The sequence below is a fragment of the Hamadaea tsunoensis DSM 44101 genome, from assembly GCF_000428945.1.
Classification (GTDB): Bacteria; Actinomycetota; Actinomycetes; order Mycobacteriales; family Micromonosporaceae; genus Hamadaea; species Hamadaea tsunoensis.
In genome coordinates, this window is sequence record NZ_AUAX01000019.1 from 133,302 (window position 1) to 158,258 (window position 24,957).

A 24,957-nucleotide genomic window follows, 5' to 3' on the forward strand; every position below is an offset into this window, starting at 1 on the left:
GCTCCGGCCTCCGTTGCCCTGCCGACCCGAGGCTCTTCCGACGATCTTGCGCGAATGTCCGGGCTATTGGGGCAAAGCGGACAGAATCCGGGGCATTCGCGCAAGATCGTCGGCAAGTGGGTCGGCGGCTCGCGGAGGCGGCCGCAAGCGGGGCCGCCCCTTGCGGGCGGCGGGAAGCAAGATCACGCCGCCCAGCGGCACGCCGCAGGCAAGCCGGGCGACCGGCAGACCGGGAGACCAGCGGACCGGTACGCAGGCGGATCGGCACGCCGGCACGCCGTGGTGACGCGCAGGATCGCCGGGAGTGGTGGTGTGAAGGCCCGTCAGAGGTGGACGATCTCGCCGGTCGCACCCGCTTCGCGGGCCGCGTCCAGTACCTCCATCACATGCACGACGTCCGCGGGGTCCACCGGCAGCGGCCCCTCGCCGCGCAGTGCCGCGAGGACCGCCGGGTAGTACCCCGCCCAGTTTCCGGCCACTGGTGGCACCGGCGTCATCGAGGGATCGGCGAGGACCCGGGCGATCGCCGGCCGGGCCTGGTCCGCGCTGAGACCCTCGCGGAGCGCGTCCTCCTGCCCGTCGAGATCTTCGACGACGAACGCCCCTTTGGTGCCGAGGACGCGCATCCGGGGTCCGGGCGACCCCATGATCGCGCCGCAGGACAGGTGCGAGTGGACGTCGGCGTGCCGGAGGCTGAGGAACACCTCGTCGTCGGCGGCGAGGCCGCGGCGGGCGGCGATCTCGGCGTACACGGATCGGACGGGGCCGAAGAGCTGGACGGCCTGGTCCACGAGGTGGCTCCCGAGGTCGAGCAGCGTACCGCCGCCCTGGTCGGGGCCGAGTTCCTCGCGCCACTTGCCCGGCGCCACCTCCGGGCGCCACCGCTCGAACCGGGATTCGAAGCGGATGACGTGGCCGAGGCCGCCGTCGGCGATCGTCCGTTTGAGGGTCAGGAAGTCGCTGTCCCAGCGCCGGTTCTGGAAGACCGTCAAGGGCACGCCCGCGGCCCGCGCCTGGTCGAGCACGTCGCGCGCCTGCGCGGCCGTCGTGGCGAAGGGTTTGTCCACCACCACGGGTACGCCGGCGCGGACGCACTCGGCGGCGGCCTCGGCATGGGCGGCCGTGGGGCTGGCGACGACGGCCAGGCCGAGCCGGTCGTGGGCGAGCATGGCCGCGACGTCGTCCCGGCAGGCCGCCGACGGGAAGTCCGCGGCGACCTCCGCCCGGCGTTGCGGATTCCTGGTGACGACCGCGACGACGTCCGCCCCGGCCGCCTTGAGCAGCCGGCCGTGGAAGATCCGTCCGGCCAGTCCGTATCCGATGATCCCGACGCGCACGCCACCATGATTCCACCGCGATGGCTACGCTGCCTGCATGACCACGGAACGCGTACGCGGTGTGATCTTCGACGGGGACCGGATCGTCCTCTTCCAGCGCGACCGGCCGAACTGGCCCCGGTACTGGACGCTGCCGGGCGGCGGGGTCGAGGCCGACGACGCCGACCTGGTCGCCGCGCTCTACCGGGAGCTGGACGAGGAACTCCGGGCCGTGGTCACCGAGCCGGTCTACCTGGCCGGGGTCGAGACCGACAACATCGAGGGCAGGCGGGAGACGCAGCACCTGTTCGCCTGCCACCTGGTCTCGATGGACTTCGCGAACCGGTTCGGCCCGGAGTTCAGCAACCCCGCGAAGGGGATCTACGAGGTCGTCTACTTCCCGCCGACCGCGGCCGCGCTGAGCGGCCTGCTCATCCACCCCGTCGCGGTCGGTGCGTACCTGATCGACAACATCGAGGAGATCACTGCTCGCGCGACAGCTCCTCGGTGAGGCGCCGCCAGAGGTTCGACCGCCAGCCCCCGTCGAGGATCATGCGTACGCGCTGCTGAGCCGGGTCGTCCGGGGCGAAGCCGGCGTGTTCGAGGAGCAGCCGCGTGCCGGTGCCCTCGGGGTGCAGCCGCCAGGTGACCGTGGTGTCCAGCCCGACCCGGCCCCAGGAGATCTTGAGCAGCCGTTCGGGCTCGATCTCCAGCACCGAGCAGTCGATGATCCCGTCGAACCCCTGCGACGGCACGGGTTCGGTGCGGAAGGTGAACCGGTGGCCGACCACGGGCTCGAAGTCGTTGGCCATCAGCCAGCGGGCGAGGCGTACGGGGTCGGTCAGGGCGCGCCACACCTTCGCGGGCGGGTGCGGCAGGAACTCGTCGACCTCGATCGCGGTGTCCGTCATGATTCCTCACTGTCCAGCAGCTCGTGCAGGTTGCGCAGCTTCCTGCGCCAGAACTCCTCGTAGGGCGTCAGCCAGTCGCGTACCTCGGAAAGGGGTTCGGCAAGCAGCTCGTAGCGGCGGTGGCGGCCGTCGCGCGACTCACCGACCAGGCCGGCCTCGCGCAGCACCTTGAGGTGCTCGGACACGGACGGGCGGCTCATGTCGAAGCGCTCGGCGAGCGCGTTGACGGGTTGGGGCCCGGTGAGCAGGAGGCGCAGGATCTCCCGCCGGACCGGGCTGGCCAGGGCCCCGAAGACGTCCGTCATCGCGCCTGGCGCAGGACGATCCCGTTGCCGTCGGGGTCGCGGAAGGTCGCGTGCCGGCCCCAGAACTCGTCGTGCGGGCCGTCGACCTCGACCCCGGCGCCCGCCAGCGCGGCGGCGTCGCCGTCGATGTCGGTGGTCTCCAGGACGAGGCCGTTCAGGCTGCCCGCGGGCATGGTCGGGAACCAGGTGACCAGCGTGAGGCTGGTCTTCGAGCCCTTCGGGCCGACCTGGACCCAGCGGCCCTCGTCGCCCATCGGCTGGTCGGCGATCACGGTGAAGCCGAGCGTGTCGGCGTAGAAGCTCTTGGCCCGGTCCTGGTCGGCGACGGGCACGGAGACGACCTGTACATGGGTGATGTTCATGCGACCCACGATACGTAGGAAATTTCCTACGCGTCAAACTCCTCCGTCGAGGGGGATTGTAGAGACTTCTTTCTAAAGCTATCTTTAGCATCATGAGCGACGGCACTCTGAACGAGCCCTTCGTCAGCCTCGACGACCCCGTGGCCCTGCGGGCCTACGCGCACCCGCTCCGCATGGCGCTCGTCGGCCTCCTGCGCCGGGAGGGACCGATGACCGCGACCCAGGCCGCCCAGCGGCTGGGGGACAACGTGCCGAACTGCTCCTTCCACCTCCGCCAGCTCGCCAAGTACGGGCTGGTCGAACGGGTGCCGGGAGCCGACGGTCGCGAGAAGCCCTGGCGCGCCACCGCTCCGGCCACCCGCTGGAACAGCGGCCGCACCGACCCCGAGTCGCAGGCGGCCGTCGACCACCTCGAAGGCGTCCTGATCGCGCGGTACGCCGAGAAGGCGCGCGAATGGCTGGCGCGGGCCGACCAGGAGCCGCCCGAGTGGCGGGAGCACACCGGTCCCGGCGACGCGCAGCTCTACGTCACCGCCGCCGAACTGGCCGAGATCCAGGAACGCATGCAGGCCATCGCCGACGAGTACGCGTACCGCAACGCGGATCCGGCGAGCCGGCCGGACGGGGCCCGCGGCGTGACGGTCGTCCAGTTCGTGATCACCAACGAGGCCCCCCGGAGCTGACGATGACGACGACCGCCCCCATCCTCGACCAGCCCCCGGTGAAGGCCACGAGCCTGCTGCGCCGGCCGATGTTCCGTCGCTACTGGACGGCCCAGAGCATCTCCCTGTTCGGCGACCAGATCACCGCGCTGGCCCTGCCGCTGCTCGCCGTCCTCGCCATCCACGCCGGGCCGAGCCAGATGGGCCTGCTGACCGCCGCCGAACTGCTCCCGAGCCTGCTGTTCTCGCTGCTGCTGGGCGCGTGGGTGGATCACCGGCCGGTGAAGCGGCGACTGATGATCGTCGCGGACGCCGGGCGCGCCCTGCTCCTGCTCACCGTCCCGGCGCTGTACCTGCTCGACCTGCTGACCCTGACGCAGCTCTACGTCGTCGCGTTCGCCGTCGGCACGTTCAGCGTGCTGTTCGAGGTCTGCCGCAACACCCTCTTCGTCTCGCTGGTGTCGCCGGCCGAGTTCATCCCGGCGAACACGCTGCTCAACGGCTCCCGGGCGATGTCGTTCGTGGCCGGGCCGACCGCCGGCGGGCTGCTCGTCCAGCTGCTGTCGGCGCCGCTCGCGCTGGTGGCCGACGCTCTGTCCTATGTGGGCTCGGCGCTCTTCCTGCGGCGCATCGACGTCACCGAGCCGCCGCCGGCCCGGCAGCGGGGTCTCGGGCTGGGCACCGGGCTGCGCTTCCTCGTCCGCGATCCGATCCTGCGGCCGCTGCTGCTGGGAGCCACCACGCTCAACCTGTTCAACTACATGTTCGGCGCGCTCGTCATCCTGTACGTGACGGCGTACCTGCACGTGTCGCCGGGGGTGCTCGGTGTCGTGCTGGGGATGGCGTCGGCCGGCGCGCTCATCGGGGCCACCGTCACGCCGTGGCTCAGCCGGCGGCTCGGGATCGGCCGGGCGGCCCTGCTCGGCTACTTCCTGTTCCCGGCCCCGCTGATCCTCGTGCCGATCGTGTCCGGCAACGGGATCGGGTCGCTGGCGCTGCTGTTCGCGGCCGAGTTCGTCTCCGGGTTCGGTGTGATGCTCCTCGACATCTGCAGTGGCTCGATCCAGGCCGCCACGATCCCCGACGATCTCCGCGCGCGCGTGGCCGGCGCGCAGCGTACGGTGAACTACGGCATCCGTCCCCTCGGTGCGCTTATCGGTGGCTTTCTCGGAACCGCTCTCGGGGTGCACACGACACTGTGGATCAGTGTCGTAGGGGCCGTCGCGGGGGTGTTGTGGCTGCTCCCGTCGCCTGTCCCGGCCATGCGTACATTGTGAACCATCCAGTACGGACAGTCACCGTGACAGACGTGTGGACGAACGGCGATGTTTCGTGTCGGTAAATTTACATCGATGTTTATGGACCTCCTAACCCTGATCTGATGCGCCCGTGGGCTACCAGGTTTCCGTGAGGTAGCCCCTTCCGCATTCCGGCCAGGGAAACGGGTGGGTCATGTCGCGGCTGTTCCGCACCGCTCTGCGCGCCTTCATGGCGTCCGTCCTCGTCACCCCCGTCGCGGTGGTGGTCGCCGGACCACCGGCGCACGCCGACCCGCCCGCCTGGGAGACGGCGATCGACCAGACCCTCGCCGACACCGCCGGCTGGGCGGACGGCCTGGCCAAGGTCGGCCGGCTGGGCCAGTCGCTGCCACTGCTGGGGGTCAGCCCCGGCAGCCTCGTGGACGCCGATCACCTGATCAAGAAGGCGTCCGACGCGATCGCCGCGAACGGGCTCGCCAACGCCGACCGCGACCTGGGCGGCGGCGTACACCTGACGAGCGCGGTGTCGGACGTGGACGGTGATCACCTCCTCGACCTCACCCTGACCGCGAAGCGCGAATCCGACCCCGTCGACTTCACGGCGGGCGGCATCACCGCCGCGGCCGCCGTCCGGGTCACCGGCTGGGCGACCCTCCGGCTCAAGGTCCGCGCGGGCGCGTCCGGCGCCTACCTCGTCCGGGACGCCGACGCGCCGCGACTCGACATCGACGCCGTGGCGCATCTGCGTACCGACCTCGACCAGGCCCATGCCTCCGTGGGCATCCTGGAGGTCGCCCTGCAGGCGGGCGCGTCGTTGTCGGCCTCCACACATCTCGTCGTACGCGTGAACGACCCCAACGGTGACGGCCGGCTGGCGTTCGGCCAGGGCGGCGAGCTGAGCGCGACCGGCTCCCTGGCGGGTCTCGTGCAGGCCGGGTTCGACAGCAACGGCGGCGGCAAGATCTCCGATACGGAGACGGAGACCGGTCCCGGCAAGGTGTCGGCGTCGCTGCACCTCGGCGCGGCCGCCACGGGCGCTCCGCTCGGCCTGCCCCCGCTGGACGCGACGGTCAACGTCACCTGGCCCGACATCACCGCCGGTACGCCCACAGTGGACACTCCGGGCCTCGACGGCACGATCGCCAAGTTCCGCAACATGAGCCCGCTCGATCTCGGGGCGGGCCTGGCGCAGCTGGCGACCCTGCTCTCGGGCATCCAGGCCAGCAAGGGCGCGGGCAACCTCGACCTGCCGTTCCTCAAGGGCACCTTCGCCGACGCGGTGACGATCAACGAGAAGATCACGGCGTTCCTGAAGGCGAACACCTACCCGAAGACCGACGACCCGAACTTCCAGCCGGGCGTCGACGATCCGGGCCGGGCCGGGCAGCCGAAGTTCACCTCGATCCAGCAGCTGCTGAAGCTGCTCGCGGACGCCGGGCTGCTGCAGAACACGCCGCTGACCTTCGCCGGTGACAAGCTCGCCTTCACGCTGACCCTCGCCAAGAGCGCCACCGCGAACGTCGCTCTCGACGCGGGCGCGGCGCAGGTCTCCGGCAAGGGCGCGACGTTCACCCCGAGCGGCTTCACGTTGCCCGCCAACCGGTTCCAGCCCGGCGCGCTCAAGGGCCAGCGGGTCGTCGCGGGCACCTCGGCCGGCCAGATCACCGACAACACCGCGAACTCGGTCACGCTGGACGCCGAGTGGATCGGCGGCCGGCCCGCGGACGACAGCACCTGGGTGATCTCCAGCTCCGACGCGCACATCGGCGCTGTGCAGCTGGGCAGCATGTTCACCGCGACGACGGGCGACGACAAGAAGGTCGGCCTCAAGATCGGCAACGCCCAGTCCAGCCTCGCCCAGGTGAAGCCGTCGTACGCGGCGAGCGTCACGCTCGTGCTCGACCTGCGGGACGGGATCACCGACCCGGTCGCCAACGCCGACCGGGTGCTGCTGCGTACCGACCCGGCGACGCCCCTGTTCACGGCGGACTTCCCGATCACGTCGCAGATCGACTTCTACGGCAAGATCGGCTTCCTCAAGGTACGCGTGAACGGCTCGCTCGCGGTCGGCCCGGTGACCGGCGCGGCGCACATGCTGTCGATCAAGTTCAAGACCGCCCAGGACATCAGCCTCGGACAGCTGTTCGCGCAGTTGCAGACGAATCCGGCCGGCCTGTTCGACATCACGTCGTCGGTACGCACGACCGGCACCGCCAAGATCAGCGTACCGGGGGACACGGGGATCCTGGGCGAGGGCGTGTCGGCGTCGTTCAGCTGGACCGCCGGCAGCGACCCGGTCGTCACCAAGACCAACCTCAGCGGCCTGTTCTCGCTGGACTTCAACCCGGACGACCCCAACGCGCTGTTCGGCTCGGTCGTCGAGGCGCTGCGGCTGGTCAACAAGGCGCTCGCCACGACCAGCGGCGGCAGCGGCCTCATGGACCAGAAGATCCCGCTGCTCAACAAGTCCCCGCGCGAGCTGATGGGCAGCGACGAGAGCGGTGTCGGCGCCTCCGTCACGTACGCGGCCGACAACTCCGACTTCGACCTCCACGACGCGGCGCGTACCGGGGATGCGGTCTTCGCCGACAAGCTGAAGGACCGCACGGTCGTGATCGGCAGCAAGGCGTACCGCGTGCTGGCGGTGATGGACGGGCAGACGCTGAAGATCGCCGGAGCCGGTTCGCCGGTGCCCGCGGCCGGTTCCGCGTACGCCTTCCGCCCCGAGCTGGCCGAGGCGGTCGACCGCCTGCTGGCCAACCCGCCGGAGACCCTGCAGGACGCGCTGGACCTGGTGAACAACGCGATCGGTGCGGGCAGCGGCCTGTCGTTCGCGCTCGACCAGCGTGAGGGCGGCCCCTACCTGCGGATGGACCTGGCCTGGAAGCGGAACTTCCACACGGGCGCGCCGCTGAACTTCGCGTGGTCCGGCGCGGGCGACCTGGTGAGCCTCGACTCGTCGGGCGTCGTGGCGCTGGACGTGACCGGTGACGCGCACCTCGGCCTGCTGCTGCCGCTGGCGCTGAACGCCGGCCCGCTGCTCGACCACGAGTCGTCGGCGAGCGTGACGGTGTCGGCCGGCGCGAGCCAGGTCGTGCTGGCCGCCCGGGTCGGGCCGCTGGCGCTGAGCCTGGGCAAGGACGGCGACTTCGCCGCGGTCCAGGGCAACCTGAAGTTCGGGCTGGGTACCACCGACGAGGACGACAAGCCGGTCCTCGACGGCCTGCTGGGCCTGACGCCGGAACTCACCACCGACGGGACGGACTGCGGCGGCGGGGTCGGCGGGGCGAGCGTACCGCTGTGCGCCCGGGCACCGGTGTTCCTCAACGACTGCGACCCGCCCGCGGGCACCAACGTGCTGTCGTTCCAGATCGACACCGACTTCCACACCACGTCGAGCCTGCCCGACCTCGGGCCCTGTCTGCAGAGCCTGGCGATCAAGCTGACCGACTTCAACGTCGGCATCGACGGATACCTGTCTAAATTGGAGGAAGCGCTCCGGCTGGCGAGCTTCGACGGCAAGCTGCCGCTCGTCGGCGACGACCTCCAGCAGGGCCAGCACTTCATCCACCAGCTGCGCGACGACATCAAGGCCGCCATCGGCCCGGTCCTCGCCAACGCCCCGGCCAACAGCGACGGCCTGACGACCGCGCTGCACGAGGCGCTGAAGAACATCGACCCCGGTCTGACCGTCTCGGTCGCCTGCGCCACCGGTGTCACCTCGCCGTGCGCGCTGACCGACGTGCAGTCCGTGCGCATCCAGCTCACCAAGGGCGAGGGCGATCCGTCCGCGGCCGCCGGCTGCACGACCGACTGCCTCGCCACCAACGTGCCGCTGAACCTCGGCATCCCGGGCCTGTCGCTCAAGGCGGCGAAGGGCGCGCCGAACGGCGTGTCGGTGAAGCTCGGCTGGAAGCTGCACCTCGACATGGTGCTCGACCGGTCCGAGGGCTTCTACATCGCGACGCACGGGGCCGACAACCTTGCCCCCGAACTGCAGATCGGCGCCTCGTTCGACGCGGCCGACCTGGACGCGCAGCTGGCGTTCATCAACGTCAACGCGCACAAGAACACCAGCGCGCCGCTCGCGCGGGCGTACTTCGGGATCGACCTGAAGGGCGCGCCGGACGAGGAGAGCTGCTTCAACGGCACCGACGCGGCGCACTGCACGGCCGACGAGGACGCCCGGCTCACCCTCGCCGAGTTCGGCGACCTGGGCTCGCTCGTCAAGACCGACGTCGAGGCCAGCGTCAACATCGACTGGGCGCTGACCGCCAAGATCGACCCCACCTCCGACATCGGCTCCGCGCTGCCCGGCGTGAGCGCCACGTTCCGGCTCAGCTGGGGCGTTTCCAACACCACGGGTACGCTGCAGGCCGGCGACCTGCACATCGAGTTCACCGACATCGCGCTGGACGTCGGCTCGTTCTTCTCGAAGATCCTCAAGCCGGTGCTCGACAAGCTGAAGGCCGTCACCGGTCCGCTGCAGCCGGTCATCGACACCCTGTACGCGCCGATCCCCGTCCTGTCCGACCTCTCGCACGCGACCGGCGGACCCGACATCACGCTGGTGTGGCTGGCGAAACAGTTCAGCACGCTGACCGGCGGCCCGAACCTCCAGTTCGTGGACACCATCCGCGCGGTGATCGACTTCATCAACCACATGCCGTCCTGCGGCTCGGGCGACTGCAAGATCCCGATCGGCCAGTTCTTCGTCAACCCGGCGAAGGCGCTCGACACCCTGGCGTCCCCGGCGTCGGCGGCGAGCCTGATCGACAACCCGCAGCCGAAGACCGCCGACGAGGTCAAGAACGCGATCGACGGCAAGACGACCGGCCGGAAGCTGTTCGGTACCGGCCTGGCCGCGAACAACGCCTCGAAGATCGGCTTCTCGTTCCCGGTCTTCGACAACCCCGGCTCGCTGTTCGGCCTGCTCATGGGCCAGGACGTGGAGCTGATCGGGTTCGACAGCGGTCCGCTGGAGCTCGGGTTCAGCTGGCGGCAGTCGTTCGGCCCGGTGTACGCGCCGCCGCCGGTCCTGATCACGCTGTCGGGCAGTGCCTCGGTGACCGCCCGGTTCATCGCCGGCCTGGACACCAAGGGCATCCGCTCGGCGGTCGAGGCGATCCAGAACGGCGGCCCGGTACGCGCGATCGACATCCTCGACGGCCTCTACTTCAAGACGGCCGACGCGAGCGGCAAGGCGGTCCCCGTCGTGACGCTGCGCGGCGAGATCGCGGCCGGCGCCGAGGTGAGCGTACTGATCGTGAAGGCGGGCATCGAAGGCGGAATCCGGCTCACCGTCGGGTTCAGCTGGAACGACCCGAACAACGACGGCAAGTTCCGGCTCAGCGAGTTCCTCCAGGCGCTGCTGACCAACCCGATCTGCCTGTTCACCACCAGCGGCCAGCTGTCGGTGTTCCTGCGGGTCTACATCACGATCGACCTGTTCCTGTTCTCCAAGACGTGGAGCTTCACCCTGGTCAACGCGACCCTGCTGGACTTCCGCGCCCAACCGGACTGCTCGCCACCGCCACCGCAGCTCGGCGGCACCGTCGGTGACACGCTGGTCGTCTTCGCCGGCAAGTTCGGCGGGCAGTCCCAGCGTGGCGACAAGGTCTGGGACAACACGAAGGACACCTACAACGGCGACGTCATCAAGGTGTACGCGTTGCACTACGCGGACTCCGGCCAGGACGGCGCGACCAACGGCTTCGACGGCTTCGCGGTCGAGGCGCTGGGCCGCAAGCAGGAGTTCCTCGACCCGAACCTGACCCGGGTGGTCGTCGACGGCCGCGACTACCACCTCGACGACGCGAGCAAGACGGCGATGTCGGTCGTGTTCCTCGGCGACGGCGACCCGGCCGGCGACGGCACCGCCACCTCGCCGTTCGACAAGACGGCCGTGGTGATGGGCTCCGACGGGGCCGACAACATCAAGACCGGCACCGGACCGTCCTTCGTGGACGGCGGCAAGGGCGACGACACGATCGTGACCGGCGAGGCGGCCGGCGTCACCTCCTGGGTGACCGGCGGCGAGGGCAACGACTCGATCACCACCGGCGCCGGCGACGACGTGGTGGCCGGCGACACCGGGCTCGGCACGGCCCAGAAGGACCTGACGGTCCACGGCGAGAAGGGCGACAAGAGCCTCAGCGGCGTCATCGACTGGACGCAGCTGCACGCGCCCGGCGACGACGCGACCGCGGGCACGGGTGCCGACACGCTGACCGTCGGACACGGCGCGAACAAGGTCTACGGCAACGGCGGTGACGACGTGATCGCCGCGCTGGTGGACGAGCGTACGCCGAACGGCGCGAACATCATGGTCGGCGGGGCCGGCGCGGACACCCTCAACGGCGGCAACGGCGACGACAGGATCTACACCTACGACCAGAACCCGCCCGCCGATCCGGACCAGTCCGGGAGCGGTGACGAGAATCTGGTCAACAACGTCAACACCGGTGGCGGCCAGGACAAGGTCTACGGCGCGGCCGGGACCGACCTCGTGGTGTCGCACTCGGCCAACGGGCAGACCGGCGAGATCTACGGCTTCGGCGGGGACGACGTCCTGTCCGGCGGCTACGGCACCGACAAGATCTTCGGCGGCCCCGGCGACGACTACGTGCTCGCCGAACCCTCGGCCGTCGGCCCGGCCGGCGCCTCGGACGGGTACGGCGCGGCGCGTACGGTGGTGCACCAGGATCTGCCGCCGCGCGTCGAATCCGAGCCGAAGCTCCTCGTCGGCGGGGCCGGGCACGACCACATCATCGGCGGCGACGGCGGAGCGACGGTCTTCGGCGACGCGTACCTGGTGAACGAGGCCTGTGTGGACGGTGCCTCGGCGACCGCCCAGCCGGCCGCGGCCGACCAGGGAGCCTCGGACCTCATCCTCGGCGGCTCCGGCGTGGAGAAGGTCTCGGCGGGCGGTGGTGACGACCGCTCCGATCTGGGCGGCGGCAACGACATCGCCTGCGGCCAGCGCGGCGACGACACGCTCAACCTGGGCGACGGCGACGACAAGGCGTGGGGCGGCCTCGGCAAGGACCAGCTGCTCGGCGACTCCGGAACCGACACGCTCTACGGCAACGAGGGCGACGACGGCCTCTACGGCGGCACCGGGATCGACACCATCGAGGGCGACGACGGCAGCGACTACGCCTTCGGCGGCGACGACGCCGACACCATCTACGGCGGTACGCGTACCGCCGGGGCGGCCGACTCGACGGACTACCTGTTCGGCGAGGCCGGCAACGACTGGATCGTCGGCGACAACGGGGACACGACGCCGTATCCGCTCGACCTGTCCGGGGCGACCCCGGCGGCCGGCGCGGGCGACGTGATCTCCGGCGGCTCCGGTGACGACCACGCGTACGGCGGGCTCGGCGACGACTCCGTCAAGGGCGACGAGGGCAACGACTACCTCGAAGGCAACAACGGTACGGACGTCGTGCACGGTGACGACGGCGACGACCAGCTCATCGGCGGTTCCTCGGAGTCGCTGAGCGGCACGGGGCGGCCGGACGCCACCGACTACCTGTACGGCGACGCCGGCAACGATCTGATCGCGGGTGACAACGCCCGGTTCACCACGGACGGCGTGACCCGGCTCGTGCAGGGGCGCGGCGTACCGCAGGTGCGGATCGAACTGCTCGATCTCGGGGCGGCACCGGCGGCCGGGACCAGCGCGGCCGACTACATCTCCGGCGACGCCGGTGACGACGTGCTGCTCGGCCAGGGCGGGCCGGACCGCGTACGCGGCGGGGCGGACAAGGACTACGCCGAGGGCGGCCCGGGCAGCGACTGGGTCGAGGGCGACACCGGCGACGACGACGTGGTGGGCGGTTCGTCCACTCCGGACGGTGTCGTGACCGTGCCGCCGGCCGGCCGGCCTGACACGGCCGACGCGCTCTTCGGCGGCCCCGGCAGCGACATCCTGCTCGGCGACAACGGTGCGATCCTGCGCCCGCTCGCCGGGGACACGCCCGCCGCGGTCACCAACCGGCTCGCGGCCGACGGGACGGCCTTCCCGCCGCGTGTCGTCACCTTCCTCGACCGGGGTACGCCGGACGCCGCCAAGTTCGGCGACGACCGGATCAGCGGCGGCGACGGGGTCGACCTCGCGTACGGGCAGGACGGGTCGGACGCGATCACGGGTGACGGCGGCGCAGACTACCTGGAAGGCAACGGCGGCAACGACATCCTGCGCGGTGACCTGCCGCTCGGCGCGGCCGGGCACGCCGCCGTGACCCCGATCGCGGCCCAGCCGTGGCCGGGTGCCGCGGGCACGGCCGCCGACCTGGTCGGCCCCGGTACGCCGGACGGCCAGGACGACCTCATCGGCGGCAGTTCGGCCCAGGGCTTCCGGGACGGCGCCGATGTGATCGAGGGCGACGGCGGTGACGACGTGCTGCTCGGCGACGACGGCTCGCTCGTCCGCACGGTCGTGAACGGGAAGGAGAAGGTCTACTCCGAGCGCTACCCGACCGGGGCCGACCTGACCAACGCCACGGTGGCGCGTACGCACGACCCGGCGCTGCCCGGCCCGTCGACCCGGTTCTGCTCGGCGACCAGCCTGTTCACCTGCGAGCCGGCGGGCTCGTTCGGCAACGACACGCTCTACGGCGACGGTGGCAACGACGGTGTCTGGGGCCAGGACGGTGACGACACCGTCTACGGCAACGACGGGAACGACGACCTGTTCGGCGAGCTCGGCGCGGACACGATCTACGGCGGGGCCGGCGAGGACGCGATCGTCGGTGACCGCGGCGGCGTCGTGAACCAGTACGTCAACGCCGACGACAACGCCGCGCTCGGGTTCTCGATGGACCTGAACCAGGTGCCGAAGGAGCACTACACCGGGTTCGCCGTCGGCACCTACGACCGGCGGGTGGACCTGCTCCACGACACCGACGGCGACCAGTGGATCGGCGGGCCGGCCAGCCCGGCGATGCCGCACGACGGGTACACCACCGGCGACAGCGACCTGATCCGGGGCGGGTCCGGCAACGACAACATCCACGCGGGCTGGGGCAACGACATCGCCAACGGTGACAGCGGCGGTGACCAGATCTTCGGGGCGCAGGGCTCGGACGTGCTGTGGGGCGGCAAGGGCTGCGACCCGGTCCTCGACGCGGCCAACCCGGACTGCCTGAAGAACGGGGTGTTCGACCCGACCGCCCGGGGCAGCCTCGACCAGTTCGTCGACCACACGTTCGGCGGCTCCGGCGAGTCGAACGACGAGGGCTTCGGCTCGGATCTGCTCGACATGAAGCCGCGCGGGGTCTACCCCGACTGCGTCGCCGGCCGCTGGCCGGTGACCACCGGGAGCGTCACCAAGGACCCGTGCATCTGGTACCAGATGACCGACATGGACAACGCCACCGACACGGACAACCAGACGCACCAGGGCACCGACTGGATCTACGGCGGCTGGGACCGGGACGCGATGCAGGCCGACGTGGCGGCGAACGGGCCGAACAACGGCGACCGGCTCATGGACTGGAACGGCGCGTACAACCTCTACACCCACTGCAACGCGGCGTACGGCGGCTACAACGACATCCGCCAGCACAGCCCCGCGATGCAGGACTTCCTCACCCATGTGGCCTGGGCCAGCGGGGCGGGGCAGACCGCGGCCGACGTGAACACGCCGGGCACCTCGGCCTTCCTCGAACTCGCCTACACCTACACCAGCGACAACAACGATCACGGGGCGGGGAGGGCGTACCCGGGCACGCCGGGGCACTTCGACGACCCGGTCGCCTGCACCGATTAAAGAAGAGTTGAGTTCGTGGCCGGCGGGGCGGTTCGCCCCGCCGGCCCATCCGTATCGGAGGACGTCATGCTTCGACGGTTCGCCGTCCTACTGTCCACTGTGGCGCTCGGTCTGGGTACGCTGACCGCCACGACGACCACCGCCCACGCCGGACCGCCGGACAGGAGCGGGACGCGCGTCTCCGCGTACAAGATGAAGTCCGGAGAGACGGCGGTGGCGCTCGCCCGGAAGGTCGGCGCGGAGATCTCCACGCGCGAGCCGGGGTTCACGATGATCAGGGCGACCGCCGATCAGGCCGAGCGGCTCCGCGGCCTGGGGATCAAACTGGAAGGCGGTGGCGTCGCGTCGCTCGCGACCGGTGTCGGTACGCCGGTCGACCCGGGCTACACGACCTACGCGCAGATGCTGACGGCGTTCGACGGCATCGCGACCGCGTTCCCGGGCATCGCCGCCAAGCAGGTGATCGGGCACAGCGCCGAGGGCCGGGACCTGGTGGCGCTGAAGATCTCCGACAACGTGGCCACCGACGAGAACGAGCCGGAGGTGCTCTTCACCGCCAACCAGCACGCGCGCGAACACCTGACGGTGGAGATGGCGATCGCGCTGGCGGGCTTCCTCACCGGCCAGTACGCGATCAACCCGGACGTGCAGAAGATGGTGAACAGCCGGGAGATCTGGATCATCCCGATGGTGAACCCGGACGGCGTCTCGTTCGACATGGTCAGCGGCCTCTACCAGATGTGGCGCAAGAACCGGCAGGCGACGCCGGGCAGCACCGAGATCGGCACCGACCTCAACCGCAACTGGGGCTACAAGTTCGCCTGCTGCGCCGGATCCTCGCCGTTCCCGACCGAGGAGGACTACCGCGGCCCGTCGGCGTTCTCGGCCCCCGAGACCCAGGCGGTACGCGACTTCGTCCTGTCCCGGCGCGTCGGCGGCGTCCAGCAGATCACCGAGGCCATCGACATCCACACGTTCACCGAGCTGGTGCTGTGGCCGTTCGGGTACACGACGAAGACCACGGTCACCGGCACGATGTCCGCCGACGAGTACGCGACCCACAAGGCGATCGGCACGGAGTTCGCGATGCTCAACGGCTACACGCCCGGCCAGGCGAGCGGCCTCTACATCACCGACGGCAGCATCGACGACTGGCTGTGGGGCACCCAGAAGATCTACACCTTCACCACCGAGATGTACCCCAAGGAGAACGACCCCGACGCCTTCTACCCGCCGTCGAGCGTCATCTCCGCGCAGACCTCGCGCAACATCCCCGCGATCATGCGCTTCCTCGGGTACGCCGACTGCCCCCAGCGGGCGATCGGCAAGGAGGGCACCTACTGCAAGAAGACCGACGACTACACGCTGACGGCCCCCGCGACCGCGACGGTGGCCCAGGGCGCGGACGTGACGGTCGCGTTGACCGCCACCAAGACCACGGGCGCCGCCCAGCTCGTCTCGATGACCGCCGAGGGTACGCCGCCCGGCGCGACCGTCACCTTCTCGACGGGCTCGATCCCGACCGACGGATCGGCGCAGTCCGCGACCATCCACACCTCGGCGACCACGACCCCCGGCACCTACACGGTCGTCCTCGTCGGCAACGGCACCGCCGGCACCGTACGCACAGCCCGCGTGACGCTGACGGTCACCGGCACGGCCGCGTGCGCGGGCGGCAACGCGACCCGGCTGACGATCCCCGACGGCACCTCGACCTTCGTGTCGAACACGGTGACGATCGCGGCCTGCGGCGGCAACGCGGGAACGACGGCCCGAGTGGACCTCGACGTCACCCACACGCACATCGGTGACCTGGAGATCGCCCTCAAATCCCCGACCGGTACGCGCTTCGTCCTGCACGCGCTGGGGACGGGCGCGGACCTGAACGACATCAAGCGGTCGTACACCGTGGACCTGTCGGGGGAGGCGGCCGACGGGGCGTGGACGCTGGAGGCCGAGGACGTCACCGGCGGCGACTCCGGCCGCGTGAATTCCTGGACCCTGACCCTGAAGTAGCACCGCCCCTTGTGCCCTTTGCTCCAGCGGGGTCGCGGCCTTGACCCCGCGGGGCCTACCGCGGGGCTTGATCCCGCGGGGGCTTGATCCCGCGGGGGCTTGATCCCGCGGGGCCTTGATCCCGCGGGGGCTTGATCCCGTTTGGATCAGGGAAATCACCCGAATCATGGCCCAAGATTCGGGTGAAAAACCTGATCCAAACGGGATCATCGGGCCGCCGGGCCCGCCGGCGCAGGGCGCGGGGCCGTGGGGAGCGGGGCCGTGGGGAGCGGGGCGTGGGGCGGCGCCGTAGTCGCGACTGTCCGTCTTGCGGGAATCCACCTGTTGAGCGATCTTGACCGATGTGGCGAAACCAACGTCAACCCGGCCAGGAAGCGTTGATTTCGCCACATCCGTCAAGATCAAAACCGCAACCGGCCCGCCCACCGTGCCCGATCGCACCGAATCCCGAGGTCTCCTCCGACATCGCAGGCGCCGCGACGCGTACTCCCGGATGGGCAAGGACAACGACGGCGCCGCAGCGAGCCCGAACGCTCAAAAGGGCTGAACACTCATGAGGAGGTCGTCTCGAGGATGAGGCGTACTACTTCGTCGGGGGCGTCGCTCATCGGGACGTGACCGCATCCGCGTAGGCGCTCGACCCGTGCCCCGGGAAGCGCGGCCGCGGCCCGTTCCGCCTGGTGTACGCCGAAGATGCGATCCGCCTCGCCCCACCCGATCGTCACCGGAACCTCCGATGTGGACAGAGATGGGGGAAACGCGTACCCGCGGGCGGACCGGGCCACCGAGGAATAGCCCCGACCACGACGGAAGGCCAGGGCATCACCCAGAGCCTGGGCGGGGGAGATCCGGGACGTGTGCACGACCAGCGAGCCGAAGCACAGCGAGCGGACGGCCGGCGACCGCAGCGCCACCTTCATCACCGGCGCCGGGAGGTAGGTGTTCGCCCGCATCGCGCCGAGGATCCGCAGCGCGCGGCGGCGTTCGGCCTCGGTGTAGAACCCGGCGGGGGAGAAGGCGGTCGCCGACCTGGCCAGCCCGGCGGCCGCGAGTTCGAGGCTGATCGCGCCGCCGAGGCTGTACCCGGCGACGTGCGGCCGGTCGAGCCCCCATGAATCCAGCACGGAAGCCAGCACTTCGACGGTCGCGGGCATCCCCTGTGGCATACCGGCTTCGGGGACGGGGGAGGCGCCGAAACCGGGGAGGTCCACCGCGATCACCTCGTGGTGGGCGGCCAACCGGTCGAGGACCGGCTGCCACGCCTGCCACCGGTGGCCGATCCCGTGCACGAGCACCAGCGGTTCGCCCTGACCGCGGCGTACGTGGTTAATCATGGCGTACTCCGACCGTCGACTTGCCGAAGGACCGGCCGAGGCCGCGTACCTCGGTCTCCATGTCGGTGACCGTGCTGCCCATGCCCTTGCGGACGACGAAGTCCGAGAATCCGCTCAGGACGACCGGGCGCATCGCCTGCACCAGGCCCATCGTGCGGGGTACGTAGACCTTCCGCTTGCGCTTCTCGATCCCGCGGACGATCGCGTCGGCGCACTTCTCGACCGAGACCACCGTCGACAGCGGCCAGGGCAGCCGCTTCAGCGCCGTGCGGAACGACGCGAGGTCCTCGCGGATGTCGCGGACCAGGTCGGTGTCGATCCAGATCGGGTGCGCGCTGCCCACCGTCACGCCGCGCTCCGCGGACTCCAGGCGCAGGACGTTCGCGTACTGCTCGACGCCGGCCTTCGACGCGCAATAGGCCGCCATCCCCGGCATCGCCGTGAACGCCGCCGCCGACGACACGACGAGCACATGCCCCCGCGCCCGCGTCACCTCGGGCAGCGCGGCGCTCACCGTCCGCATCACTCCGATCAAGTTCACTTCCACGGTACGCACAAGCGCGTCGACCGGTCCCAACGCGACGGTGCCCAGGTTCGCGATCCCGGCGTTGGCGACCACGACGTCGATCCGGCCGAAGTGCTCCACCGTGGATGCCACGGCCGCGTCGAGGGCGGCGGAGTCGGTGACGTCGCACTCGTGCCAGTGGCCACCGACCTCGGTCGCCACGTTCTTCAGCAGGTCGGGTTCGAGGCCGACCACCGACACCCGGGCACCCCGCGCGGCGGCGACCCGGGCGACCTGGGCGCCGATGCCGCGGGCGCCGCCGGTGATGAGGACGGTCTTGCCGGACAGGTCATACATCGGCGTATCGCCTTTCGAGCGTGGGGGCGACGGCGGCGTACTCGGCGGGATGGAAGGAGCGCAGCTTCAGCCGGAAGCTCGTGGCGAAGCCGGGCCAGATCGTCGTGTTGCGGCCGCTGGCGTCGAGGTACCAGCTGGCGCAGCCGGTGTGCCACACCGTGCCGGCCATCTTCCGGTCGACCTCGGCCGACCAGTCGCGCTGGGCCTCGGCGGTCGGCTCCATCGCGACGATGCCCCGGGAACGCATGTGCTTCAACGCGTTCACCACGAGCTTCAGCTGCGCCTCGATCATCAGCACGACCGACGTGTGCCCGAGCCCCGTGTTCGGGCCGAGGAGCAGGAACAGGTTCGGGAAGCCGGGGACCGTGGTGCCGCGGTGCGCGTACATGCTGGGGGTCCAGGTCTCGGCCAGCGATCGGCCGTCCGTGCCCCGGATGTGGCGCATGATCGGTGCGTCGGTCACGTGGAATCCGGTGCCGAGGATGATCGTGTCGGCCGGGTGCTTCACGCCGTCGGCCGATACCACGCCGTCGGGCTCGATCCGCGCGATCCCGGCCGCCTCCACGCGTACGTTCGGGTTGGTCAGGGACGGCCAGTAGTCGTTGCTGATGAGGACGCGCTTGCAGCCCATCGCGTACGCCGGGGTGAGTTTGGCTCGCAGCTCGGGATCGCGGACCTGGCGGCGCAGCGTGCGCAGGGAGATCTTCGAGGCCAGACGGTTGACGGCGGGGTGCAGGAAGCCGACGCCCATGCCGTCGCGCATCCAGTAGAGGCCGGTCCGCACGAGGCGCTGCGCGCCCGGCACGTGCCGGTAGAGGAAGCGCTCGGCGCGGCTGATGCGGCGCGCGCCGCGATGCATGATCCACGCGGGCGTACGCTGGAACAGCGTGAGCCGCCCGACCAGCGGCTGGATCTGCGGCACGAACTGGACGGCCGACGCGCCGGTGCCGATGACGGCGACCTGGCGGCCGGTGAGGTCGACGTCGTGCCGCCAGCGGGCCGAATGGAAGACGGTGCCCTGAAACGCTTCGATCCCAGGAATGTCGGGAATGGACGGATCGCTCAGCGGCCCGGCCGCGCTGATCAGCACCCGGGCCGTGTACGCGCCCCCGGACGTCTCGATCCGCCACCGCTGGGCGGCGCCGTCCCAGACGGCCTCGCGGACGAGATGCCGGAACCGCAGATGCGGCCGCAGACCGAAGTCGTCCGCGCATCTCCGCAGGTACGCCCAGATCTCGGCCTGTCCGGAGAAGGTGTTGGACCAGTCCGGGTTGCGGGCGAACGAGAACGAGTAGAGGTGCGACGGCACGTCGCAGGCGCAGCCGGGGTAGGTGTTGTCCCGCCAGGTCCCGCCGACGTCCTCGCCCGCGTCGAAGAGCAGGAAGTCGGTGAACCCGGCCTGTCGCAGGCGGATCGCCGCGCCGAGCCCGCCGAAGCCGGCCCCGACGATCGCGATGTCGATGTCGGTCACTCGTCCTCCTCCTCGTCTTCCCAGGGTGGGGTGCCCGTGCCGGTGAGGCGTACGCCGCCCCAGGGGTCGGCCTCGCCCAGCCGGCCGTCGGCGGTTCGTGTTCCAATGTGGACTGTCACGTCGCGCCGGCCCGCGCGCAGCAGCGCCACCAGGGCCGGCGCCGGTTCGATCCGGCCGTTCCAGTGGAACCGGCCGTCCGTGGGGTCGAAGCGGCCGGAGAGATGGACGCGTACCTCGGTCCCGGCGACGACCGCCGCCCCGTGGTAGCTCATGGCAGCTTCGCCGTCATCAGCTCGTGGGGGAGGTCGGCCGACTGGCGTACGCCGGCGATGCCGCTCCACAGCAGGGTGGTGAGGTACTCGGTCAGGGCCGCGCGCCGGATCGGCTGGCCGTGCGTCAGCCACCAGTCGCCGACCGCCTGCACGAACCCGACCAGCCCGTACGCCCACGGTTCGGCCGGCCCCGCGTCGAGTCCGAGGCTGCGCAGCCGGTCGCCGATGACCCGGGCGAGCCCGGCCGCGATCTGCTGCGAGGTGCCGGCCACGAGCCGCTGGGCGGCCGGCTGCCGCATGACGAACATGTACAGCTTCGGCTCCGCCTCGATCACCCCGAGGTACGCGTCGATCGTCGCCTCGATGAGGTCGCGCTCCTCGCGTACGCGGTCGATCGCGGGGGTGACCGTGTCGACGACGATGGCGGTCATGTGCTCGCCGACCGCCGACCAGAGCTCCTGCTTGTCGGCGAAGTACCGGTAGAGCACCGGCTTGGAGACGCCCGCCTCGGCCGCCACCTGATCCATGTCGACGTCCGGTCCGTTGTGGAGGACGGCCCGGATGGCAGCCGTGATCATCTCCGCCCGGCGCTGCTCGCGGTGCTTGACCCAGCGTGCCTTCCGGCCGCTGACGGGTTGGGCGGCGGCTGCGGCAGCGGGTTCGGCGGCTGGTTCGGCCGTCGGTTCGGCATTGACAGGGTTCACGTCCGCTTGCATGCTACTAGGAGTAACAGTTACGTCGGGTAACCGTCAAGAGTCAGGAGCGCCGGTGGACACTCGGGAACGCACAGCGCAACGGCTACTGGACACCTCGGCGCGGTTGAGCTTCGATCCGATCGTCGAGATCGACTGGGACGCGCCCGCCGAGCCGGGCCGCTACTGGCTTCCCCCGCGGCGCAGCAGCCTCTACGGGACCTCGCTGTGGCAGGGCCTGACCGAGGAGCAGCGGATCGAGCTGAGCAAGCACGAGGTGGCCTCGGCCGCCAGCGCCGGCGTGTGGTTCGAGACGATCCTCATGGAGATGCTGGTCCGGCACTACTACGACGCCGACCCCACCAGCCGCCACGCCCAGTACGCGCTGACCGAGGTCGCCGACGAGTGCCGCCACTCGATCATGTTCGGCAAGCTCATCGAGGCCACCGGCTGCCCGTTCTACCCGGCGAGCCGCTTCGACCACAACCTCGGCCGCTTCCTCAAGGCGACCGCGGCCGGCCCGCACATGTTCGCCTCGATCCTGATCGCCGAGGAGATCCTCGACGCGTTCCAGCGCGAGATCATGGCCGACGAGTCGCTCCAGCCGCTCATCCGCATGGTGTCGCGCATCCACGTCGTCGAGGAGGCCCGGCACGTCCGCTACGCCCGCGAGGAACTGGCCCGCCAGGTGGAGTCGGCCGGCCCGCTGCGGATCGCGTACGCGCGGACGGTCATCGCCCGGGCGGCCAACTCGATCGCCAACCGGCTCGTCAACCCCCGCGTGTACGCGTCCGTCGGCATCCGGCCCCGCGACGGGCGGGCGGCGGCGCGGACGAATCCGCACTTCCAGGCCACGCTGCGCTGGTCGGCCGAGCGGGTGTACGCGTACCTCGGGGAGCTGGGCCTCATCGGCGGCCCGGCCCACGCCCTCTGGCGCCGCTCCCACCTCATCTGACCGACTCCGGGGGGATCTTGGGCCGGGTGCGCAGGGTCGTGGTGGCGAGGGGTGGGGACCGGGACGGGGATGGCTTAGGCTCGGGGCGTGGATCTCCACGTCACCCTGGCCGGACGCGGTGACCTGGCCACTCGCATCTACCGCGAGCTGCTCGACGCGATCGTCGACGGCCGGTTGCGCGCGGGCGAGCGCCTGCCCCCGACCCGGGAGCTGGGCGCGCGGCTGGAGGTCTCCCGGAACACGGTCGCGGCCGCGTACGAGCGGTTGACCGCGGAGGGATTCCTGGTCGCGCGGGTCGGCTCCGGCACGTTCGTCAGCGATCAACCGCTGCGGACCCGGCCGCGCAGCGCCGCTTCGGGCGGCGTCACGCCCCGGCGGCTCTTCTCCGCGCTGCTGGAGAAGACCACCACCCTCGGTGCGCCGGCGCTCGCGTACGACTTCCGGGTCGGGGTCCCCGACGGCCGGCTGTTCCCCATCGAGACCTGGCGGCGGCTGCTCGCCCACGAACTTCAGGCTTCCGCTGTACGCGACGCGGCGTACCGCGATCCGGCCGGTCATCCCGCGTTGCGGGCGGCGATCGCCCGGGCGGCCGGCCTGTCCCGCTCGGTACGCGCGGCACCCGACGACGTGCTGGTCACCCAGGGGGCGCAGCAGGCGCTCGACCTCATCGGGCGGGTGATGCTCGACCCCGGTGCCGTGGTGGCCGTCGAGGAACCGGGGTACCCGCCGGCCCGGCTGCTCTTCGAGTCGCTCGGCGCCACGATCGTGCCGGTCCCGGTGGACGAGGAGGGGCTGGTCGTCGACGCGCTGCCGAAATCCGCCCGGCTCGTCTACACGACGCCGTCGCATCAGTTCCCGCTGGGCGTACCGATGTCGCTGGCGCGGCGGGCGGCGCTGCTCGACTGGGCCGAGCGGGCGGACGCGCTCATCGTCGAGGACGACTACGACAGCGAGTTCAGGTTCTCCGACCGGCCGCTCGAACCCCTGCAGAGCCTGGACCGCACCGGCCGGGTCGTCTACGTCGGCACCTACTCCAAGACGCTGCTTCCCTTGCTGCGCTTGGGTTTCCTGGTCGCGCCCGCCGCGCTCGCCCCGGCCCTGCGGCTCGCCCGGCAGCTGTCGGACTGGCACGGGCACCTGCCCACCCAGGCTGCCCTCGCCCGGTTCCTCGACGACGGCCAGCTCGGGCGGCACGTCCGCAAGGCCACCCGGGCGTACGCGGCCCGGCACGAGCTCATCGTCGAGATCCTGGAACGCGACTTCGCGGACGTGCTCCAGATCGTGCCGTCCGCGGCCGGTCTGCACCTCAGCGCGTACTCCCTGGTGGATTGCGATGTGCCGCGGGCCGTGCGGCAGGGCGTGGGCATCGAGCCGCTCGCGGGCTATTACGCCGTTCCGCCGGGGCGCGCGGGCCTGGTGCTGGGGTACGGCGCGATCCCGCTGGACCGGATTCCGGAGGGTTTGCGCCGGCTGCGGGCGTGTTTCTGAAATCCTGAACGGCATGTGGATGATCAACGAGCTGGCGTACGCCGGTCCCGAACATCTCGACCCGGCCTTCGTGGCGGGGTACGACCGCAAACAGGGGCACCCCGACCCGGCGCCGGACATCGCCGAATTCCGCGACCACGGCCTCGAACCGGGCGCGAGCATCCTCGACCTCGCGGCCGGCACCGGCCGGTTCGCGATCGCGGCGGCGGAGACCTTCGCGGTCACGGCGGCGGACGTGTCCCCGGCGATGCTGTCCTACCTGCGCGCGCACGCCCCGGCCGGGTTGAAGGTCACCCAGGGCGGATTCCTCAGCTACACCGGCGGCCCGTTCGACGGCGTACACACCCGCAACGGCCTGCACCAGCTGCCGGACTTCTTCAAGGGAATCGCGCTGCAGCGGATCGCGGACCTGCTGCGCCCCGGCGGCATCCTGCGCGTACGCGACCTCATCTACGATTTCCACCCGGCAGAGGCACCGGCGGTGTTCGACGAATGGTTCGCGGGAGCGGTCACCGACCCGGCAGTGGGATACACCGCCGACGACTACGCGGAACACATCCGCACGGAGTACTCGACGTACCGGTGGCTGTTCGAGCCGCTGCTGGAACAGGCGGGATTCCAGATCGTGTCGGTGGCGTACGAACGGCGGCTCTACGGCGCGTACACCTGCGTCAAGCGCCCGTAGCCGTCGGGACTCCAAGACCGGGTTTGGATCACGGTTGTCACCCGAAATCATGGGCTCTACAGCCGCGCCGCTGCCATGATCGAGGCGGGTTTCTGGTCGCTCCGTGAAGATCAAGGCGGAGTTCTGGTCGTCAGGACAGCCGGAACGCCACCACGATCTTCGCCGCACAACCGGAAACCCACCTCGATCATGCAAGCGGTTGCGCGTTTCCTGGTTTGTCGGGAGCTTGATCTGGACGGATCGTCACCGTCCATACCGGACAGTCGCGACATGGTCGGAGCCTGACCAGGCTGTCGGCGCCGGTCCGGCGCCATGGCTCCCCGATCCCAACGGGGATCACTGAAGTCGGCGGCCCCTGCTCACACCGGGTGCGTCAACGTTCATGCATCGTGGGTTGGAAATGCCACCTCACCCGTCAGCGATCAAGAATGGCGACCGCGATCCGCCGGGCGGAGGATCTCGTCGGCGCCGCCGACGCGACCGCCTTGATCAAGTACCGCTATTACGGCACCGCGACACCGATCTCCTTGATCAAGTACCGTCATTACGGCGGGAGAGCGCTTCCCTGCCGAATAGGCGGTACTTGATC

General features: G+C 70.6%; 18 protein-coding genes. 9 read left to right on the forward strand and 9 right to left on the reverse strand.

Features of this window, described 5'->3' with window-relative positions; genetic code table 11:
• Positions 1 to 323: 323 nt before the first annotated feature.
• The gene (locus tag G401_RS0125885; RefSeq protein ID WP_027344766.1) at positions 324 to 1,337 is read right to left on the reverse strand and encodes a Gfo/Idh/MocA family protein; all 1,014 of its coding nucleotides are present in this window, start codon (positions 1,335 to 1,337) and stop codon (positions 324 to 326) included.
• Between the two features lie 37 nt (positions 1,338 to 1,374).
• Between G401_RS0125885 and G401_RS0125890 the strand changes: the two genes are divergently transcribed.
• Positions 1,375 to 1,827: an NUDIX domain-containing protein gene (locus G401_RS0125890; protein ID WP_027344767.1), complete on the forward strand. Its 453-nt coding sequence runs from the start codon at positions 1,375 to 1,377 to the stop codon at positions 1,825 to 1,827.
• Here the strand turns inward: G401_RS0125890 and G401_RS0125895 are convergent.
• The 3 genes from G401_RS0125895 to G401_RS0125905 are packed head-to-tail and all read right to left on the reverse strand — an operon-like array spanning position 1,799 to position 2,894.
• A complete protein-coding gene (locus G401_RS0125895) occupies positions 1,799 to 2,227 on the reverse strand; it encodes an SRPBCC family protein (RefSeq protein WP_027344768.1) in 429 nt (142 codons plus the stop codon). The two genes, G401_RS0125890 and G401_RS0125895, sit on opposite strands and share 29 nt — an antisense overlap.
• Complete coding sequence (locus tag G401_RS0125900; protein WP_027344769.1) at positions 2,224 to 2,532, reverse strand: ArsR/SmtB family transcription factor; 309 nt, start codon at positions 2,530 to 2,532, stop codon at positions 2,224 to 2,226. Before G401_RS0125900 ends, G401_RS0125895 begins: the two co-directional genes overlap by 4 nt.
• Positions 2,529 to 2,894 (reverse strand): VOC family protein, encoded by a 366-nt coding sequence (locus tag G401_RS0125905; RefSeq protein ID WP_027344770.1) that lies wholly within the window; start codon positions 2,892 to 2,894, stop codon positions 2,529 to 2,531. The genes G401_RS0125900 and G401_RS0125905 overlap by 4 nt, the downstream gene beginning before the upstream one ends.
• Before the next feature lie 92 nt (positions 2,895 to 2,986).
• Here G401_RS0125905 and G401_RS0125910 point away from each other — a divergent pair, with 92 nt between their 5' ends.
• The 4 genes from G401_RS0125910 (at position 2,987) to G401_RS48455 (ending at position 16,609) form a co-directional block, all read left to right on the forward strand.
• Positions 2,987 to 3,577, forward strand: a complete 591-nt coding sequence (locus tag G401_RS0125910; protein WP_027344771.1) for a winged helix-turn-helix domain-containing protein — start codon at positions 2,987 to 2,989, stop codon at positions 3,575 to 3,577.
• Between the two features lie 2 nt (positions 3,578 to 3,579).
• Positions 3,580 to 4,833, forward strand: coding sequence for an MFS transporter (locus G401_RS0125915; RefSeq protein WP_051367159.1), 1,254 nt, complete (start codon positions 3,580 to 3,582; stop codon positions 4,831 to 4,833).
• A gap of 175 nt (positions 4,834 to 5,008) precedes the next feature.
• Positions 5,009 to 14,593, forward strand: a complete 9,585-nt coding sequence (locus G401_RS0125920; RefSeq protein ID WP_027344773.1) for a calcium-binding protein — start codon at positions 5,009 to 5,011, stop codon at positions 14,591 to 14,593.
• Positions 14,594 to 14,659: 66 nt separating this feature from the next.
• Positions 14,660 to 16,609 (forward strand): M14 family zinc carboxypeptidase, encoded by a 1,950-nt coding sequence (locus G401_RS48455; protein WP_064741852.1) that lies wholly within the window; start codon positions 14,660 to 14,662, stop codon positions 16,607 to 16,609.
• A gap of 551 nt (positions 16,610 to 17,160) precedes the next feature.
• Here the strand turns inward: G401_RS48455 and G401_RS0125930 are convergent.
• The 5 genes from G401_RS0125930 to G401_RS0125950 are packed head-to-tail and all read right to left on the reverse strand — an operon-like array spanning position 17,161 to position 21,252.
• The gene (locus G401_RS0125930; protein ID WP_027344774.1) at positions 17,161 to 17,943 is read right to left on the reverse strand and encodes an alpha/beta fold hydrolase; all 783 of its coding nucleotides are present in this window, start codon (positions 17,941 to 17,943) and stop codon (positions 17,161 to 17,163) included.
• On the reverse strand, positions 17,936 to 18,805 hold the full coding sequence (locus G401_RS0125935; protein ID WP_027344775.1) for an SDR family oxidoreductase: 870 nt from the start codon (positions 18,803 to 18,805) through the stop codon (positions 17,936 to 17,938). Before G401_RS0125935 ends, G401_RS0125930 begins: the two co-directional genes overlap by 8 nt.
• Complete coding sequence (locus G401_RS0125940; RefSeq protein WP_027344776.1) at positions 18,798 to 20,276, reverse strand: flavin-containing monooxygenase; 1,479 nt, start codon at positions 20,274 to 20,276, stop codon at positions 18,798 to 18,800. Before G401_RS0125940 ends, G401_RS0125935 begins: the two co-directional genes overlap by 8 nt.
• Positions 20,273 to 20,548, reverse strand: a complete 276-nt coding sequence (locus G401_RS0125945) for a DUF4873 domain-containing protein (protein WP_027344777.1) — start codon at positions 20,546 to 20,548, stop codon at positions 20,273 to 20,275. The genes G401_RS0125940 and G401_RS0125945 overlap by 4 nt, the downstream gene beginning before the upstream one ends.
• Positions 20,545 to 21,252, reverse strand: coding sequence for a TetR/AcrR family transcriptional regulator (locus G401_RS0125950; protein WP_322787759.1), 708 nt, complete (start codon positions 21,250 to 21,252; stop codon positions 20,545 to 20,547). Before G401_RS0125950 ends, G401_RS0125945 begins: the two co-directional genes overlap by 4 nt.
• A 64-nt stretch (positions 21,253 to 21,316) precedes the next feature.
• On the opposite strand from G401_RS0125950, the gene G401_RS0125955 reads away from it, so the two are divergent.
• The 4 genes from G401_RS0125955 (at position 21,317) to G401_RS56165 (ending at position 24,955) form a co-directional block, all read left to right on the forward strand.
• Complete coding sequence (locus G401_RS0125955; protein WP_027344779.1) at positions 21,317 to 22,195, forward strand: AurF N-oxygenase family protein; 879 nt, start codon at positions 21,317 to 21,319, stop codon at positions 22,193 to 22,195.
• 87 nt (positions 22,196 to 22,282) lie between these two features.
• Positions 22,283 to 23,683: a MocR-like pyridoxine biosynthesis transcription factor PdxR gene (pdxR, locus tag G401_RS0125960; protein ID WP_027344780.1), complete on the forward strand. Its 1,401-nt coding sequence runs from the start codon at positions 22,283 to 22,285 to the stop codon at positions 23,681 to 23,683.
• A gap of 13 nt (positions 23,684 to 23,696) precedes the next feature.
• Positions 23,697 to 24,368: a class I SAM-dependent methyltransferase gene (locus tag G401_RS0125965; protein ID WP_034593125.1), complete on the forward strand. Its 672-nt coding sequence runs from the start codon at positions 23,697 to 23,699 to the stop codon at positions 24,366 to 24,368.
• A gap of 428 nt (positions 24,369 to 24,796) precedes the next feature.
• A complete protein-coding gene (locus tag G401_RS56165; RefSeq protein ID WP_157546334.1) occupies positions 24,797 to 24,955 on the forward strand; it encodes a hypothetical protein in 159 nt (52 codons plus the stop codon).
• Positions 24,956 to 24,957 lie beyond the last annotated feature (2 nt).

What these genes read in the sequence shown, in the direction of transcription:
- G401_RS0125900 (WP_027344769.1), bottom strand. Translation starts at nt 2,532, where the DNA reads ATGACGGACGTCTTCGGGGCCCTGGCCAGCCCGGTCCGGCGGGAGATC.
- G401_RS0125905 (WP_027344770.1), bottom strand. Translation starts at nt 2,894, where the DNA reads ATGAACATCACCCATGTACAGGTCGTCTCCGTGCCCGTCGCCGACCAG.
- G401_RS56165 (WP_157546334.1), top strand. Translation starts at nt 24,797, where the DNA reads ATGGCGACCGCGATCCGCCGGGCGGAGGATCTCGTCGGCGCCGCCGAC.
- G401_RS0125930 (WP_027344774.1), bottom strand. Translation starts at nt 17,943, where the DNA reads ATGATTAACCACGTACGCCGCGGTCAGGGCGAACCGCTGGTGCTCGTG.
- G401_RS48455 (WP_064741852.1), top strand. Translation starts at nt 14,660, where the DNA reads ATGCTTCGACGGTTCGCCGTCCTACTGTCCACTGTGGCGCTCGGTCTG.
- G401_RS0125890 (WP_027344767.1), top strand. Translation starts at nt 1,375, where the DNA reads ATGACCACGGAACGCGTACGCGGTGTGATCTTCGACGGGGACCGGATC.
- G401_RS0125895 (WP_027344768.1), bottom strand. Translation starts at nt 2,227, where the DNA reads ATGACGGACACCGCGATCGAGGTCGACGAGTTCCTGCCGCACCCGCCC.
- G401_RS0125920 (WP_027344773.1), top strand. Translation starts at nt 5,009, where the DNA reads ATGTCGCGGCTGTTCCGCACCGCTCTGCGCGCCTTCATGGCGTCCGTC.
- G401_RS0125965 (WP_034593125.1), top strand. Translation starts at nt 23,697, where the DNA reads ATGTGGATGATCAACGAGCTGGCGTACGCCGGTCCCGAACATCTCGAC.
- G401_RS0125910 (WP_027344771.1), top strand. Translation starts at nt 2,987, where the DNA reads ATGAGCGACGGCACTCTGAACGAGCCCTTCGTCAGCCTCGACGACCCC.
- G401_RS0125915 (WP_051367159.1), top strand. Translation starts at nt 3,580, where the DNA reads ATGACGACGACCGCCCCCATCCTCGACCAGCCCCCGGTGAAGGCCACG.
- G401_RS0125945 (WP_027344777.1), bottom strand. Translation starts at nt 20,548, where the DNA reads ATGAGCTACCACGGGGCGGCGGTCGTCGCCGGGACCGAGGTACGCGTC.
- G401_RS0125935 (WP_027344775.1), bottom strand. Translation starts at nt 18,805, where the DNA reads ATGTATGACCTGTCCGGCAAGACCGTCCTCATCACCGGCGGCGCCCGC.